Source organism: Corynebacterium sp. HMSC063G05 (genome assembly GCF_001810555.1).
Taxonomy (GTDB): domain Bacteria; phylum Actinomycetota; class Actinomycetes; order Mycobacteriales; family Mycobacteriaceae; genus Corynebacterium; species Corynebacterium jeikeium_D.
In genome coordinates this window covers 89,307-104,472 of sequence record NZ_KV801861.1, presented here as the reverse complement: position 1 = coordinate 104,472, position 15,166 = coordinate 89,307, and the positions used below count along the sequence as shown (strand labels likewise).

The 15,166-nt window shown below is 55.6% G+C and carries 13 protein-coding genes; 5 read left to right on the top strand and 8 right to left on the bottom strand.

Annotation, left to right across the window (positions count from 1 at the left end):
- Nucleotides 1–283: 283 nt before the first annotated feature.
- The 6 genes from cas2 to cas7u all read right to left on the bottom strand — a co-directional run bounded on the left by cas2 (nt 284) and on the right by cas7u (nt 8,622).
- Nucleotides 284–583 carry a CRISPR-associated endonuclease Cas2 gene (gene cas2, locus HMPREF2751_RS08525; RefSeq protein ID WP_070595873.1) on the bottom strand — a complete coding sequence of 100 codons (300 nt, stop codon included), beginning with the start codon at nt 581–583 and terminating at the stop codon, nt 284–286.
- Nucleotides 583–1,974, bottom strand: coding sequence for a CRISPR-associated endonuclease Cas1 (cas1, locus tag HMPREF2751_RS08520; RefSeq protein ID WP_246823208.1), 1,392 nt, complete (start codon nt 1,972–1,974; stop codon nt 583–585). Before cas1 ends, cas2 begins: the two co-directional genes overlap by 1 nt.
- Before the next feature lie 205 nt (nt 1,975–2,179).
- Entirely contained in the window at nt 2,180–3,214 is a 1,035-nt protein-coding gene (locus HMPREF2751_RS08515) for a hypothetical protein (RefSeq protein WP_083304434.1), read from the bottom strand.
- Entirely contained in the window at nt 3,211–5,862 is a 2,652-nt protein-coding gene (cas3u, locus tag HMPREF2751_RS08510; RefSeq protein ID WP_070595872.1) for a type I-G CRISPR-associated helicase/endonuclease Cas3g, read from the bottom strand. Before cas3u ends, HMPREF2751_RS08515 begins: the two co-directional genes overlap by 4 nt.
- On the bottom strand, nt 5,855–7,420 hold the full coding sequence (csb2, locus tag HMPREF2751_RS08505) for a type I-G CRISPR-associated protein Csb2 (protein ID WP_083304433.1): 1,566 nt from the start codon (nt 7,418–7,420) through the stop codon (nt 5,855–5,857). Before csb2 ends, cas3u begins: the two co-directional genes overlap by 8 nt.
- 2 nt (nt 7,421–7,422) lie before the next feature.
- Nucleotides 7,423–8,622, bottom strand: coding sequence for a type I-G CRISPR-associated RAMP protein Csb1/Cas7g (gene cas7u / locus HMPREF2751_RS08500; RefSeq protein ID WP_246823207.1), 1,200 nt, complete (start codon nt 8,620–8,622; stop codon nt 7,423–7,425).
- Nucleotides 8,623–9,195: 573 nt separating this feature from the next.
- Between cas7u and HMPREF2751_RS08495 the strand changes: the two genes are divergently transcribed.
- Nucleotides 9,196–9,735, top strand: a complete 540-nt coding sequence (locus tag HMPREF2751_RS08495; RefSeq protein ID WP_371325900.1) for a GNAT family N-acetyltransferase — start codon at nt 9,196–9,198, stop codon at nt 9,733–9,735.
- On the opposite strand, the gene HMPREF2751_RS08490 is transcribed toward HMPREF2751_RS08495, so the two are convergent.
- A complete protein-coding gene (locus HMPREF2751_RS08490) occupies nt 9,692–10,609 on the bottom strand; it encodes an FAD-dependent oxidoreductase (RefSeq protein ID WP_049172575.1) in 918 nt (305 codons plus the stop codon). The two genes, HMPREF2751_RS08495 and HMPREF2751_RS08490, sit on opposite strands and share 44 nt — an antisense overlap.
- A gap of 54 nt (nt 10,610–10,663) precedes the next feature.
- On the opposite strand from HMPREF2751_RS08490, the gene HMPREF2751_RS08485 reads away from it, so the two are divergent.
- The gene (locus HMPREF2751_RS08485; RefSeq protein WP_049172573.1) at nt 10,664–11,662 is read left to right on the top strand and encodes an LLM class oxidoreductase; all 999 of its coding nucleotides are present in this window, start codon (nt 10,664–10,666) and stop codon (nt 11,660–11,662) included.
- Here the strand turns inward: HMPREF2751_RS08485 and HMPREF2751_RS08480 are convergent.
- On the bottom strand, nt 11,646–12,683 hold the full coding sequence (locus HMPREF2751_RS08480; protein ID WP_049172571.1) for an aldo/keto reductase: 1,038 nt from the start codon (nt 12,681–12,683) through the stop codon (nt 11,646–11,648). The two genes, HMPREF2751_RS08485 and HMPREF2751_RS08480, sit on opposite strands and share 17 nt — an antisense overlap.
- Nucleotides 12,684–12,828: 145 nt before the next feature.
- Here HMPREF2751_RS08480 and HMPREF2751_RS08475 point away from each other — a divergent pair, with 145 nt between their 5' ends.
- From HMPREF2751_RS08475 to HMPREF2751_RS08465, 3 genes are all read left to right on the top strand, one after another.
- Nucleotides 12,829–14,157: a PepSY-associated TM helix domain-containing protein gene (locus tag HMPREF2751_RS08475; RefSeq protein WP_069359349.1), complete on the top strand. Its 1,329-nt coding sequence runs from the start codon at nt 12,829–12,831 to the stop codon at nt 14,155–14,157.
- Between the two features lie 79 nt (nt 14,158–14,236).
- Nucleotides 14,237–14,722 carry a hypothetical protein gene (locus HMPREF2751_RS08470; protein ID WP_070595889.1) on the top strand — a complete coding sequence of 162 codons (486 nt, stop codon included), beginning with the start codon at nt 14,237–14,239 and terminating at the stop codon, nt 14,720–14,722.
- Nucleotides 14,723–14,830: 108 nt separating this feature from the next.
- Entirely contained in the window at nt 14,831–15,166 is a 336-nt protein-coding gene (locus tag HMPREF2751_RS08465; protein WP_049189837.1) for a YciI family protein, read from the top strand.

Genomic DNA, 15,166 nt, shown 5'->3' with positions numbered 1-15,166 from the left:
CTCAATGAAAGGCTGCCACCGAAATGGCAGCAACAGCTTTCCCAGGCCATGACGGGAACATCACTTGACTGGCCTCAATGAAAGGCTGCCACCGAAGTGGCAGCAACAGCCCCCTTGAATATAGCCTGCTGAACAGGCTTTTCAAGAAGGTTTGCGAGTATCCTACCTCTGGCTTTCGACGGCACGGCATTTCAACATGCGGAAGAGGCGGAAAAACAGGGTTTGCCTGCATGTTTTGAGGAGCGAGCATCTACCATCATTGTTGGAGAGTAAGGAATGCTCGTTAGACGATTAACGGTCCACTGCTGGTAACCGTGCGTTCTTGCCCAAGGTAGGAGTAGTGAGTTTCGCTGAGGCGGGAGACTAGACCCAAGTCACAGAAGAGGATTGAGTCTTCCCGGTCGTTTATTATCTTTCGCACTTCCTCTTTGAGACGAAGTAGCGCAGCTGGGTGGATATCAATAACAAAGACGCTGTACTGGACTCGATCACCGTAGCTTTCTAGCGTCTTGGCCACTTTTGTTCTCCTCCGATCATTCTGGATGTCGTAGGCGATAATGGTGCGACGGGTGTCTTTTCGCATCAGCGTGTCACGATACCTTTGTACGACGGCTGCGTCCCATCGATGACTCCGAGCAGCATTCGTGCTTGTACTTCGATGGCTCGACGCCATGTCACTTTGTATCCAAATGTTGGATGTGTGAATTCTTCTTCAAGACGGTTTTCCATTGATCGGACTATGGCCTTTTTGCCGTCATCGGAAAGCCTTAGAGTCTCACCATTCCTACTGAATCCGCGTAGCGGAAATGCCAACTTATTCAACATCCTAATGACAGCTGAGTCAGCGACGATTGGTCGGAACTCCTCCATCAGGTCGAGTGCCAGAGCCGGTTTATTTCGGCTACTACTGTGTAAAACACCAGCATGGGGATCTAGTCCGCACGAGACAAGCGCACGGATACATTCGACCGTCAACATTCCGTAGGCATAATTCAACAGAATATTCATGGGATCTGTTGCACCTCGGCCGTGTCGACCAACCCATTCGAAGGAGTATTTCTCCATTGCGCGTATTTTGACTAATTCACCAAAATTCGAGAAGTAGTAGCTAGCGCCCTCTCCTTCAATCCCAAATAGTTGGTTTATGTCGGTGCACTCCAATGCAGCGCGGGCCAGCTCACGCAAAATTGTTGTATCGGGTGTTGTACGGGAATTCCTTCGTAGAAACGTTGCCTGGTTGTGTAACTTGGCAAAAATCATTTTCTGGGCAATTGGGAGATAACCGTTTTGAAAAAGAACATGTTGTCTCATTCTCGAAGCACCATTGGGACCATCGGCTGGTTGCGACCACCCATACACACGCCCCGTAGAAGAACACCACACTACAGGGTTTCGTCGCCACAGCATCTGACGAAGTAATGGTGCAGAAATATCAATGTTGCCGTGGACGACAATGCCATCGACGTGTTCGGCGGCGACCGTCGCTAACTCTTCCTTGTGCTTAGAAATGCGAACTCGACCACGGGACAATGAGACACGACTACCAGGGACCGTAACGTGCAGAAGCTGACCACCGGAATCGGTAGAGCGGATACGCCGCCTCACTGTTTTCTGCTGGCGTTCGTCTGGGAGACATACTGATAGGTGGGAGCATGAATTGCAGCGGGCATCATCGATATGTGGGGCAGGAGCATTCCTTGACTCGACGATTTCCTGCGTCTGAGCCACGTAATCAAGTGCTGTTTCACGGAGGCGGCTGGAAAGGTCTACCGGGATGGTTCGGTTGTGATCCGTGAATCGGACTGACGCACCGGAAACCAAGAACCCACTTTCTTCGAGGCACAATGCTTGAAGAGCAAGCTGCACCTTTTGAGCCTGGGTCACTGTGGCAGTTTTTCGAAGGGGCGTTGCCTTGTACTCAACCAGGCGTACAGAGACGTCATCTGTATGGACGAGATCCGCTTTGCCGACCACCCATGTGTATCTGAGCGGACGGTTAGACTCCGCAGTTCGTTGGGGCGCGATTGCCCTGGACTATCTACTCGACGATGGGCAGAGTATCTTGCCTCCATCTGATAGGTATCCGTCTTCTCACCATTAGCTTCGAGCCATGTTCGCCGCGGACAAAATACCGTGTGGCATACAAGGCTGATTGGTAGGTATTCGGTATCGGGAAGAGTCATAAAACCACCAGGTTTCCGTTGAGGACTTGGCGTTCAGGTGCAGAAGCACTACCGGCTTTTAGGATGGAAAAGACCGCCACGGCAGGCACGCCGCGATTACGTAGCCAGATTTTCCCAGCCTCGGGTGCGCCGAGTCGATCACCGTTTATTTCGAGCACAGACATGGCTACTTCGTCGAGCTGCTTTGACAGCAATATGCTGCGCAGCCGTTCGCTCGTGACCGGAGTTGTGGGGACTGGCAACACCATCCAGTGAGGATGTGTGATGTTTTGTGGATAGGCTCCTGGGGTTACGCTGAGCGCATCGATATTCCGGATTGGTGGCACCATACCCATACCGAGTAATGCAGCGAACGCTAATGCGTTATCTGTCGGACGTGGGGCGGTAAACCCTGATGCGCTGCGTGAGTCGGCTTTGTTCTTCCCGATAACATCATTGAGAATCTTGCCTTCCAGGCCACCTAGAATCTGTCCCACAGGCCACGTGGCTAACTCGGTTACTAACGGTGCCAGGCGATGAACGATAAACTCTTCCCCGCGGTTACGTGTTTTCATTTCCCATCGCGAAGCTCCCTCGTCGGGACGTGGGGAATTGGATTCTTGACGCCAATACGCTGCTTCACCTAATCCTTGGATGAATTGGAGCGCAATGGAATCAGTGGATAAAGAATCCAGGTACTTGTTGCGAAATGAACTGTGGAGTTCCCAGACTAGAGAATCGCCGAACTGTTTGATGCGCGGTGAGAAAGGTGATCGCGCTACGGTTTGTTTTCCATCGGGATATTCCATTGTTGCCTGTGCCCAGGATTTTCTGTCTGCCCAGCGCTGAGCAATAGCACTCAACGCCGTTGCAACATCGAGGGGCGTGCATCCATTAATTTCAAGAATTGCTCGTGGGTAGGTCTCTTCGGTAAAAAAGACACGTGACTCAGCGCCATCAATATCTGAGTCGATGAGAAGAGCTAGACCATAGGTCGCGAAATGTGTCAACGCACTTGACACATTTCCGGCAATTAACATGCGTTGCGTCACTTCGTCTCCTTCGAAATCTGGGCATCAGCAGCACGCTCAACTGCCTCAGCGAAAGACACCGCGTAATGGCCGTATTTCCGATTCGTCCGCATAATCAACGAGTCCCAACCACCTGTGGTGAATAAGTGCTCAGCAATATCACGCAAAATGGCATCATTTTCCTCATCAAGAATTTCCGCACCTACGTGAGGAAAACTCAGTCTGCCTCGCCCATGGCTCGTCCCGACTACTCGCAGTGCTATTTCATTGTCAGAGGCCAATCCGTGCTTCTGTGCGAGTAGTAGCGCAGACAACTGTTCATGGCGCCACCCTGCGGGTAGCCCACTGAGCATGCGCGCCCTGTGCACCTCTTGCTTTGTTCGTTCGCGACTTTTCGCAAGTTCCGCTTCGTCCTTGATACGGCCTAGCATCGCTTGGAATCGTGGGTCAGATTTACCATCGTCGTGGTGTAGCGCAGCCCGCTCAATCTGTTCAGCGTAAGGATTTGTAATTCCAAGTGCATCTGCAATGAGTCGGGCACGTTCCGCAACCTCCTTTTGATGTTCTTTCAAAAAGACGGCACGGGTAGACGGTGTCCACTCTTGCAGAATCTCTGAACCTACTGCTACCAGGGGCTTCAGGGCGTACCAGGCAACGGCATCGCGGCGATTCGAGTCGACTATCGTCTTTGACAAGACGACTTCCCAGTTCTGCATATCCACGCCGAGTTTCTCTGCGGCCTCAGAGGAATTTAAATTGACGAGCTGGCGGAATATATTTTTCTCTGCTTCGCTGTCACTCGGTGAGTGCACTTTTACTAGGGGGCGCGATGCGTCGTCGATGACCACTTGACATGGGGGATCATCTGACGGGTGTTCATCAACAACAAATTCAGTTGTGAAACGTAGCCCTTCGTCGACGATGATGATGTCACCCGGTTTTAATCCGTCCTCAGATGCGTCAAAGGTGACAACATCGTCGTCACGGTATAAAAATACCCGTAAGTTTCTATCACGTTGGAGGATACTTCGAATCTCAGAAAACTTGGCGGGGAAGACTTCCTCCGCAAAGGGGGGAAACTCCTTCAGAAGTTCGAGGGTTGCTATGCCATCAGTCGGAAGATTGTCGCGTACAACAATTCCGAGTGCTTTTGTGTCATCTTCCAGACTGTCGCGCAGCCAAAGCTCCAAGCTTGGTTCCGCGACAAGAGGGTCAGAAGTTCGAGATAAGAAATCAAGGTCAGCCAGTTCAATTCGCTGCTCGACTACACGGGACAGTTCGCTGGGAGGAGGTGGAATCTTTTCCAGGACAGCGGGAGACGCAGATTCTTCCTCTTCGAGTTTTTCTACCCATTGCCTTGCGGAGCACATGTCGCTAGCGGAATAGGGAGGTGCATCTTTGGTGACTTTTTTATCTGATGGCGGACCTATAACGATGATGTCGGCATTGTCATATTTGCCGAGCCGGTTAGTTCTCCCGAACCGTTGCGCAAGCGATGAAGGGGGAGCTAATTCGGTGACAAGGGATGTAAAACTTATATCTATGCCCACTTCAAGTGTTTGTGTGGCAACAATGACATCCACCGTTGAGTCTCCGGTTACGGTGAAGGCATTTGGATATTTCTTACGCAGCTGCTCAAGGTCCCATGGCCTCATTCGTCCGACAAGGGTCAAGGTCGTGAGACCTGCTTTTCGCAACGTAGAAGCAATGGAAGTGGCGGTCTTTATATGGTTCACTATGATGCCGACAGTGGCGCCATGTGTGCTGTGGAGGCGTTGAGCATGTTCGACTGCAGCATTAATAACTTGCAAGTTTTTTGGACGCCCGTCCCACCGGTTGACCGGCACGTATGTGAACTTTTTGTTCGCGAAGAGGCGCTTGCGCAGCAAAGCATCGCAGTCGCGTGATAGTTCCTGTGCGCGTACAGCAATTGTTGTCGCGGCATCCCCATCGGTGGCTACTGTCGCAGAGGTTTCCGTAACCTGCAGTGTTGGCACACCGATGCGCTGTTCCCGTCGTTGCAGCTGGGCAACCCTACGTGCAGTGGCTACCAGCTGTCTGCATAGGTGGGACTCGTCAACGACAACAACCGAATCCATCCCGACCAAGGCGGTTTCTCTTGGCCGAGCGTGTTTGCTTGAACCATAGCCACGGAACAGCAGGCGAGAGCCCCACATATCTGGAGTCGCGGCAATTACACTGCACGCAGAAAGCTCCTCAAGGGGGAGAGTCCTTGTGGGAAGCTCTCCTCGTAAATGCCCCACTTCCAGCGGAGTGTCATCGCAGTCTCCCCGCAACTTGCACAGTGCCTCAGCTACTTCCTGGAGGATTGGGTTTTCGGTCTCCCCTTGCATCGCCATCTGTAGTAATTTTTTGATGCGCTGCGCGTGATCCGCCTGGTTATCAACAAGAGCGCGACGGTTGACTACGGTGTGCAGCCGGCGAGGAATTCGAGGCCCATCAGCCGATGCCACCGCATTAGCGAAGATATGAACATCGACAACCGCAGATTTCCCGGCCCCAGTGGGAGCCGTCACCTGACGCGGCCATTCTCCATGGTCAAGGATGTAGTCGAGTAATTCTTCCTGCCAGGTAAAAGGAGAGTGTCCACTGTTCACAGCAGCAAAAAACTCGGCGAAGTGCGATCTTTTCACGGTTTGTTCAGGCATCGCGCATTCCTTCCATAAGTCGCGTATACTCCTCGAGCTCTACGTCGTGCGGTACAAGTAAGCCACCACCCATGTGCCGAGACTGCCCGATAGCGACCATGCCAGTTTCTGGGTGTAGGTTTCCGAGATCAACGATGCCGGTCCATGGCTGAACGCTTACGGATTTCGGCATGGTGTGCGCGTAGTCGCGAGGTTTCCTGGCCACCGTCTTCGCCTTTAGGATGTGGCACCCTCGTTGGTATGCGGTGTCACGTGCGCTCAAGTAGAGCGTTTCGTGTCGACCAGAGAAGTCGAGGTCATCTTTGAATGTGAATGCAACAGACAAGAGCCCGGCGTCACGTAGATTCCATCTCCGCCCCAGTTTTTGCTCGCTTACCGGGCGCGTATCGGGCACCACTGGTGTAGCGGTAAACCATAAACGCTTCATTCCTGTTTCCGGTTCTGGCCAAAAATCAGTGGCGGGAACGGAATGCCCATTAAAGGTCACTTTCCGTCTGCCTAACCGTCGTGACCATAATCCGTTCTTGGCTACAGAAGGCAGCGCCGTCGTTAACTGCTTCAAATCTAGCTCCTCTGCACTGCGGGGAATAAGGAGCATGACTACACCGTGGTCATAACCGAAACGTTTCGCTTCTACACGGGGTAGATAATGCACGGCAAGATGATTTGCCGGCCGATTCGATAGGGACTTTGGGTACTTGCCGGTAATCATGGGGGAGGTACCGTAGCCTGCGGCAGCGACAATTGCCCGGTGGACTACCTTCGCCAGTTCCACCCTAAGGTGAATCGGAACTTCGTCACCCGGCAAACCAAGGAAAACGACATGCATCCACGGTCCCGTGGTTGGCTGCTGTTTGAAACCCGCATAGCGATGTCGAGTAATGAACTCTCGAGGCACCGGCGGAGCAACTGGAAGCTCGGACTTACTGTACTTCTCGGTTTTGGGGGGCTTCTGTTTGCGTAGATTCTCGAATTGATTGAGAAGATAAGCTGTGCGACCTGGTGAAGGACAATCCAATCCAACACCACCTCGCTTAAAGGGGGAAGAGGTCTTATCGAGTACTAATGTTGGAGTGACTTCACCCGGTTCGACAACCGCGATGCTTTCGGCTTCGCCGATATAAGCAATGTCCCCCGTAAGATCCTCGATAGTTGAAGCGATTCTCACCGGGACGTTGTTCCACATGAACCCAAAGTGGGAGGCGACTGTCACACCGTCAGAAATTGCACGTTCTTCTGTGCGGTGCTTAAAGTTCACAGAACTGACATTGCGGTAGATGAATCTTCTGTGCGCAGAATCAAGCCAGCGATGCTCAGGCACCTCGATGCCGTCGGGGGCGTGCTGTTCCAGCCACTTGAGAGCAGTAATGGATTCCTCCGAGGGACGTAAGAATCCTTTTGCGGTGCGAATAGCGGCTGTTCCCCTACCTGCAGAATTGAGCAATGCAGAGTGTAAACGTGCTGGCTGAGGCATGAGTTCAGGGCTTTTGTCGGGGGAATGCCCTTGATAGATGCCTCTGAGGAACCGCACACGCAGAGCAAGCGTGGTGGTTTCCATGGTTATGCCTCGGATTTCTCAATAGCGCCGCTCAGGATTACTGGGTCTCCCCGGAATTCGAGGACCTGTCCATGCCAGTCAACGACACCGGCAGAAGTAGCCTTGTCCAGAGCTTCTGCAAGCAATGCGTCAGAGGCTTCCACCGTGAAGGGTTTGAGATTCTCGGTTTCTCCGAAGCGCTTGTCCAGAGTGACCACAGGAACTCCAGATTCAACTAGGTGGCAGTTGGCTCGAAGGTATAACTCTTCCTCGGCTCGAGCTATGAGCGCGACACCGAGAGCAGCTAGGAGGGCACGACCGGCAACGTCCTGCTCCACCGTGCCACCGAAACGTAGCTGGCGTAGCGTTGCAAAGCTCAAAACCCAAGAACGAATGATGTTGCGGCATGAGACTCCACCGAGAGATTCGAGCGTGGGAGGAATTCCGCCTAGCCCCAGGGGTGATGCGGAGATGAGTTCACCTTTTTTGGTTTTCTTGATTTGAGTTTCAAATTTGTCAACCAGATTCGGGCTTAGCTCATCGCGTTGTGCATCCACCAGTTTTTTGGCATCAGTCGGAGTGAGACGCACGCTCATCGCTAGCGGATCGACACGTGCTCCACCTCGTAGTGATTGTTGCTCTTTACCACTGCGTTCCTGGTCGGCAAGGACACCGATGACTTCGCCAACAAGGGCACTGGGTAGCCGTAGCTGCCCCTTGGGGCGGGTGGAATCCCAAGCACCGCAGACGGCGGCGATTGGAGCAGCATTAACCAGCGCTGTGATGTTGTCCGTGGTTGCATTGCGGACTTCCTTATAAGCAGGGTGCTTTGTTGCTTCAACTCCATCAATCGTGGCTGCGCGCAGGTGACCATCAGCAAACCGGTGGGGAAGCTGAAGGTCGGAAAATTCCTCCCCATTTGGGTAGGTCACACGCATCCGTGGCATACGAGAAAGAACACTGTTTCCTGCTTCAATGTCGTGGACGAGAGCCAACTCAGCACGGTTATTGGCGGACTGTTTTGAATCAATTATCACCACAGTCTGCGGTTCACCGTCGATGTAACGGGTTTCAAAAGCGAAAACCGATTCTTGCCGGTCAACGAACTTCGCGGGAGCCACTGACGCGTGAGTGCCTGCCGCAGGCTGTAGGTTGGTGACTGATGTCAAGGCGTTGGCTCCGCCACGTGAACACGCTTCTGAGAGCTTAGAATAGGTCAACACGGTTCCTCCTAAAAAGGTGGTCAATAGCTGTGGGAGGGTATTCGGGGATATGAGTCCGACGTTAACCTTTGGGTTTGTAATCAAAGACTTCTCGTCGTAACCCCAATCTAACAAAGTCGGGAATGCCGGTGTTTTTAGACTTTCAACTGTTTAAAGAAAGTAGCTAGAACAGTTTTATGCACCCTCATGTCTTATTCTCAGTGCAAGCCGAGGTATCGGTCGATTTCTGCTGTATGCAAACGAGTGATGGTTGAGGGCTATCTTCTCGTAGACGAGTGGTAACGTGACGTCAAAAGGGAAAGTCCAACTTTCCACCGTTTATAGAAATCTTCAATGAAAGGCCACGCTACCTTGCGTACATCATACGCATGGCAGCAGGCGTCCCACTGGCAGTATGTGAGATTTAATTCGCCAGGGGAGAACGGTCGGAGAAAATATCGCTAAGAGCGTTTTGCTAGCGAGGCTGTCAGTTTTGGGATTTTCAATACCCCAACAGACGCGGATATCTAGCCAGAAGTCCCAGCTTGCTACTGTTTGATCGAAGTTCAATTTGGGCGAGGTGGTCAACGAAACATGAGTGAGCCAGCGCAGATAATCATCCGACAGGCAACGCGGGAGGACGCCGCGGCAATCGCGGAGATCTACAACGAAGCCGTAATCAACACCGTCGCCATCTGGAACGATGACACCGTCAGCGCGGAGAATCGCATCGCATGGCTGGAGGCGCACTGGGACAAGGGCTACCCGGTTTTCGTCGCCACGCTTGACGACGAAGTCGCTGGATATGCCACCTTTAGCGATTTCCGTGACTTCGACGGGTTTCAGTACACGGTGGAAAACTCCATCTACGTGCATCCGAACTTTCAAGGCAGGGGAATTGGAGGCGCACTGTTAAGCGCGACCATCGATGCTGCTCGTGAGGCGAGAAAGCACGTCTTGGTTGCGGCGATTGAAGGCAGTAACGAGGGGTCGACTGCGCTGCACAAAAAGTATGGCTTTCAGCGTGTTGGGCTACTGCCGCAGGTGGGGACGAAGAACGGGCGATGGTTGGACATGCTGTTGATGCAGGTCATGCTGACAGACGGGCAGCCACCCGCTCGGCCGCGCGCTTAGCAAAGGGGCCAACACCCATGATCGTGGCGGCACCGGGGCCAACCCAGTCGCCGTAGCCGACGAACTCGATGAGGTCAGAGTCGATGCTGCGGAAAGGGTCGAGCGCTGGGCGGAAACCGGTGCACCAGATGAGGTGGTCCGCGTGGACGTCGTCAAGCGAAGAAAACATGGGTGTCCAGGTGAGTGCGCCGGAGTCGCGGGCTTTGCGGACGGGCGGTAGGGCAACGATGTCGCCAATGCTGTCGGTGGCGCCCTGGCGGTAGCGTTTGAACAGGACGCGGCCGTCGACGTCGTCGGGCATCCAGCGTGGTTCGTGGCGGGTGAACCAGGTGGTGTCGATGCCGGAAAGCACCAGTTCAGAGGCTATTTGGGCGCCGGAGTTCGCCGCGCCGACAACGGCAACGCGGGAGCCTTCGAATGGCTCGGGACCTGGGTAGTTGGCCGAATGCCACTGTTTCGCGGAGGTCGTGCCGGGGTAATACGGGACGAAGGGCCGGTTGCCGGTGGCGGCGATGAGCTGTCGGGATTCGAAGTCGCCGGCATCGCTGGTGAGCTGGAAGGTGCCGTCATGGGAGACGTGCGTGACGGTGACCGGGCGCTGGACGCGCAGTTCGTAGCGCTTTTCGTAGGAGCTGAGGTAGTCAATCACGTGGGAAGCGGGCGGGAAACCGTCATAATCGGGCATCTGGATGCCCGGAAGGTTGGAAAAGTCCGGGGTGGAAAAGAGCGTCAGTGAGGGCCAGACATTGCGCCAGGAGCCGCCGGGAGCGGGCTGATTGTCCAGAATGAGCGGATCAATGCCGCGTTTGTGCAAGTAATAGGCGGTAGCGAGGGCAGCTTGGCCGCCACCGACGATGATGACATCCTCAAGCATGCTCCCAGCTTAACGACGAGTGCCGCACCTCGAGCTGTACTACCGTGGAGCACCATGAGCTCGCTGTTTGATCTTTCGGACAAGCCTATCGACGAACTACCCGGTTACCAGCGCACATTCGCGCCGGGCCGACTCACGGTAGGGCTGAGTCTGCCCATCGAGCAGGACGCCGAAGCCGAGCCCAGGGACGCGCTGAGCAACCAGATTCGGCTGATTCAGAAAGTCGAACGCGCAGGCATCGCGGCGGTCTGGGCACGCGACATCCCGCTGCGCGTGGAAACATTTGGCGACGTCGGCCAGGTCTACGACCCCTGGATGTACCTCAGCTACATCGCCGCACACACCACCGATATCGCGCTCGGCACCGGTGCAGTCGTCGTGCCCTTCCAGCATCCGCTGGTGATGGCCAAGCGCGCTGCCACACTGGACAGGCTTTCCGACGGCCGTTTCCTCTTTGGCGTTGCCACCGGTGACCGACCCGAGGAGTTCCCCGCCTTTAACCAGGACAAAGGCAAGCGCGGTGAGCGCTTCCGCGAGCATATCGAGGTCTATGAAAAGGCCCTCAGTACTAGCTACCGGCCCATCCGCTGGTCCGAGGGCAAGATGGGCGGATCCGATGTGGTGCCCAAGCCACTGGCACGCCGAGTTCCGCTGTTGGCCACTGGCTCCTGTCAGCAGAGCCTGGAGTGGAAGGCCGCGCATACCGACGGGTGGTTCATGTACCACAAGGGCCTGGAGATGCAGAAGAAAAACATCGCCAACTGGCAGGAGGCTGTGGCTCAGGAGTGCGGTGAGGACGTGTTCAAACCATTCCTGGAATCACTGTGGATTGACCTGCATGAAGATCCCGACGCCCCCGCGCAGGGCGGCCACTTCGGGTACCGCCTTGGTCGCAACAAGCTCATTGAACTGCTGCAATCCCAGCGACAGCTCGGCATCAATCACGTCAGCATCAACTTCCGCACCTCGAAGCGGGATGCGGAAGAACAGATTGATGAGCTGATCGAGTATGTGCTGCCGGCGCTCGATGAGCTCCCTACACAGACTCCGTAGCGCCCTGCCACTGATTAATCCCGCGGTCGACAGCCCACTTGTCGATTTCCGCGAGTTCTTCATCGCTAAACGGTGCAGCGTCCAGGGCGCCGAGGCTGTTCTTCAGCTGCTTCACCGAGGATGCACCGATCAGGGCTGAGGTCACTTCGTCACGGCGGAGCACCCACGAGATGGCCATCTGTGCCAGGGACTGGCCTCGTCGTGAAGCAATGGCGTTGAGCTCGCGGATGGCGGTGAGCGTGTCGTCGTTGAGGAACCCCGAGTTCATCTTGTGCGCCCCGAGACGCGAGGACTCCGGCACGCCATCCAAGTAGCGGTCGGTGAGAAGCCCCTGCGCAAGCGCGGAAAAGGCGATGACGCCCATGCCTTCGTCGGCGCAGGTTGCCAGCAGCTCGTCCTCGATCCAGCGGTTGAACATGGAGTAGCTCGGCTGGTGAATGGTCAGCGGTGTGCCCAGCTCACGGGCGATTTTCTGCGCGCGGCGGGTGAGTTCGGGGGAGTAGGAGCTCACGCCGACGTAGAGCGCGCGACCCGAGCGGACGAGGAAGTCGAGGGCGGCGACGGTTTCCTCGATAGGCGTATCCGGGTCGGGGCGGTGGTGGTAGAAAATGTCCACGTAGTCCAGCCCCATGCGCTTCAGCGAGGCATCGCAGCTGGCCACGAGGTACTTCCGCGAGCCGCCGAAGCCGTAGGGGCCATCCTGCATGTACCAACCGGCCTTGGAGGAAATAATCATTTCATCGCGGTAGGGAGCGAAATCCTTGGCCATGATGCGACCGAAATTCGCCTCCGCAGAGCCCTGCGGTGGGCCGTAATTGTTGGCGAGGTCGAAGTGTGTGACGCCGTGGTCGAACGCGGTGCGCAGAATCTCACGCTGCGTTTCCAGCGGCCGGTCATCACCAAAGTTATGCCAAAGTCCCAGCGTAATGGCTGGAAGCTTCAGCCCCGTGCCGCCGGAGCGGTTGTACGGCATCGTCTCATAGCGGTTGTCATCGGCGCGGTACACGTCTGGATAAGCCATGTATTCGAGGGTACGCGGGCTTTACGACGAGTAGTTGTGCACAAGGTGGCCGACAACGAGGCGCGTGGCCGAATGGCTACCCCTGGAAGTAATAAAAGTGAGCTTGCTGGGGAACAACTGGGGCAGTTCGTCCGACTAATAAGGCATGACTTCAATAGCCACAGGCGATGCCGCTGGAACGCCAGCCGCAAACCCCGTCGCACAGACTCAGAAAAATGGTGGGCCACGAGCATTACTGCACCGAATCCATGTCGTTGCAGGCATCCTCGTTGCGCCACTACTTGTTATTGCAGCTATCACAGGCGTGGCGTATGCCCTCGCCCCGAGCATAGAAAAGGTGGTTTACCACGAAGAGCTAACCGCAACATCAAGCCTTCCCGCACAACCGCTGGAAAAGCAGGTTGAGGTCGCGCAGCGCGTGCACCCTGACCTGCCGGTGACCGCAGTGCAGGTCCCGGAAAAGCCGGGGCAGACAACGCGAGTCATGTTCAATGACGAGCAGCTGAAGTCGGAGTCCTACCGACATGCGGTGTTCGTTGACCCAGGCGACTTGAGTATCAAGGGTGACCTGGTGCAATACGGTTCCTCGGCGGCGCTGCCACTGCGGGCGTGGATCTCGGAAGGGCACCGCAGGCTCTGGATTGATAGCAACTTTGGTCGCCTCTACTCCGAGACGGCAGCATCCTGGATGGGCGCACTGGCTATTGGTGGCCTCTGGCTCTGGTGGGATCGTTCGCGTCGCAAGCGGACACAGGGAACGAGTAAGAGGGCGCATCATATGCGTCGTCACGCGAATGTTGGCGTGGCGGTTAGCGTTGGACTTCTGTTCCTGACTGTCACCGGCCTGACGTGGTCGTGGGTGGCTGGAACGGGCATCGCAAAGCTGCGCGAGACGATGGACTGGTACGCGCCGAAACCAGCCATGACTGCGACTGCGCCAGCGAATTACGACTGGTCAGAGGCAGATAATGTTATGAACCTCGCACGTTCCGAGGGCCTGTCCGGGAAAGTCGAACTGACACCACCGGAAGCTGGCACGGTGTGGATGGCCAAGGAAGCCCGCGAGGAATGGCGGATGGGTATTGAGACCGTCACCGTTGACGGGTCGACCGGAACGATGGTCGATCGGATTCACTTTGCGGACTGGCCGCTGCCGGCGAAACTGACCGAATGGCTGATTAACGCGCACATGGGCATCTTGTTCGGTTGGGTGAATCAGCTGGTCCTGGCACTGATCGGTGTCGCTCTGTTGGCGATGATTGTGCGCGGGTACGCCATGTGGTTTGGGCGCGGTCGAGGTGGCCGCCCTGGCAGGCTCCCGGCGCCGACGCGTTGGCGGGACATTCGCCCGGGTGTTGCAGCAGCTGTTGTGGCGCTGTTGATTGCCTACTCGGTGGTTGCACCACTGTTTGGTGTGACGCTTGTTGGCTTCGTGATTGTTGATTGGGTCTGGCGGAAGCTGCGGAGAGGTTAGTGTAGGTTCTGTCGCCTTCGGGTTCCCTGTACCTAACGGCGTGGTAAGACCCATGAAAAACACTCAGGAGGGTAAACGCATGACAAGGTATTGGGATCACAGCGGCAGTATCTACAAAGACGACGGTCAGGAAGACTGGTGCGTTTACAATCCGTCTTTGCGTGATTGGGAGCGCACCCCGCGTGCTAAGGAAGCCTACGACAAGGCAGGACAAGACTCGTTCGACCCCATCACCGAGCAACAGGCACTCGCTGAGATCGCAGAGCAGCAGGAACAGCATGACGAAAGGACGAAGAACAAAATCAAGGAACTGCGCGCGAGAATGAAATCGGTCGGCGCGCAGGCCAGGCAGACCACCGAACAGCCGTATCCAACCTTTTCTCAGCAATCCGCCGCATACCGTGAGGGCGCGCAGGCCTACAACGAGGGCAAATCTTGGCGCGATAACCCGCATGCCCCCGAGTCAGGTCTAGCCGCCCCGTGGCGCATGGGTTTCAATACCCGCAAGCAGCAGGTAGCGGAGATTAGGGCACAGCGAGCCGCCGCTGCGAGACAGGAAAACTAGGCCCTGGCCGCAAGAACGCTCAACCAAAGCCCCAAATTCCCCGCAAATTCCCGGTTCCAGCCCCGCGCAATCTGTTACACTTAGCAAAACGAAACTCAGGAGCTTGGTGTGCAGTACTTTTTCACGGTCCATGGCCGCAGAGATATCAACGCGTATGACTCTGATGAGGAAATGCACGCTGCCTTTGAACGGATTGGACGCTTCAATCAGAAGCTTCAGGACGAAGGCCACTGGGTTATGTCCGGCGGGCTGGTTCCACCGGAGGATGCCATGACGGTGCTGCCGGATGGTTCACATAGTGATCTGCCGTACTACAACGCGATGACGTTCCCGTCAGCTTTTTGGATCGTCCAAGTCGCAGACGAGCAAGAGGCCATCAACCTAGCCCACGAAGCCGCGGAGGCGTGTGCGCAGGCCGTTGAAATGCGCGCCGTCGCCGATTAA

Coding starts and splice junctions, on each gene's coding strand:
- HMPREF2751_RS08485 (WP_049172573.1), top strand. CDS start 10,664: ATGAGCTCGCTGTTTGATCTTTCGGACAAGCCTATCGACGAACTACCC.
- HMPREF2751_RS08475 (WP_069359349.1), top strand. CDS start 12,829: ATGACTTCAATAGCCACAGGCGATGCCGCTGGAACGCCAGCCGCAAAC.
- cas2 (WP_070595873.1), bottom strand. CDS start 583: ATGCGAAAAGACACCCGTCGCACCATTATCGCCTACGACATCCAGAAT.
- csb2 (WP_083304433.1), bottom strand. CDS start 7,420: ATGGAAACCACCACGCTTGCTCTGCGTGTGCGGTTCCTCAGAGGCATC.
- HMPREF2751_RS08480 (WP_049172571.1), bottom strand. CDS start 12,683: ATGGCTTATCCAGACGTGTACCGCGCCGATGACAACCGCTATGAGACG.
- HMPREF2751_RS08490 (WP_049172575.1), bottom strand. CDS start 10,609: ATGCTTGAGGATGTCATCATCGTCGGTGGCGGCCAAGCTGCCCTCGCT.
- cas3u (WP_070595872.1), bottom strand. CDS start 5,862: ATGCCTGAACAAACCGTGAAAAGATCGCACTTCGCCGAGTTTTTTGCT.
- HMPREF2751_RS08470 (WP_070595889.1), top strand. CDS start 14,237: ATGACAAGGTATTGGGATCACAGCGGCAGTATCTACAAAGACGACGGT.
- HMPREF2751_RS08495 (WP_371325900.1), top strand. CDS start 9,196: ATGAGTGAGCCAGCGCAGATAATCATCCGACAGGCAACGCGGGAGGAC.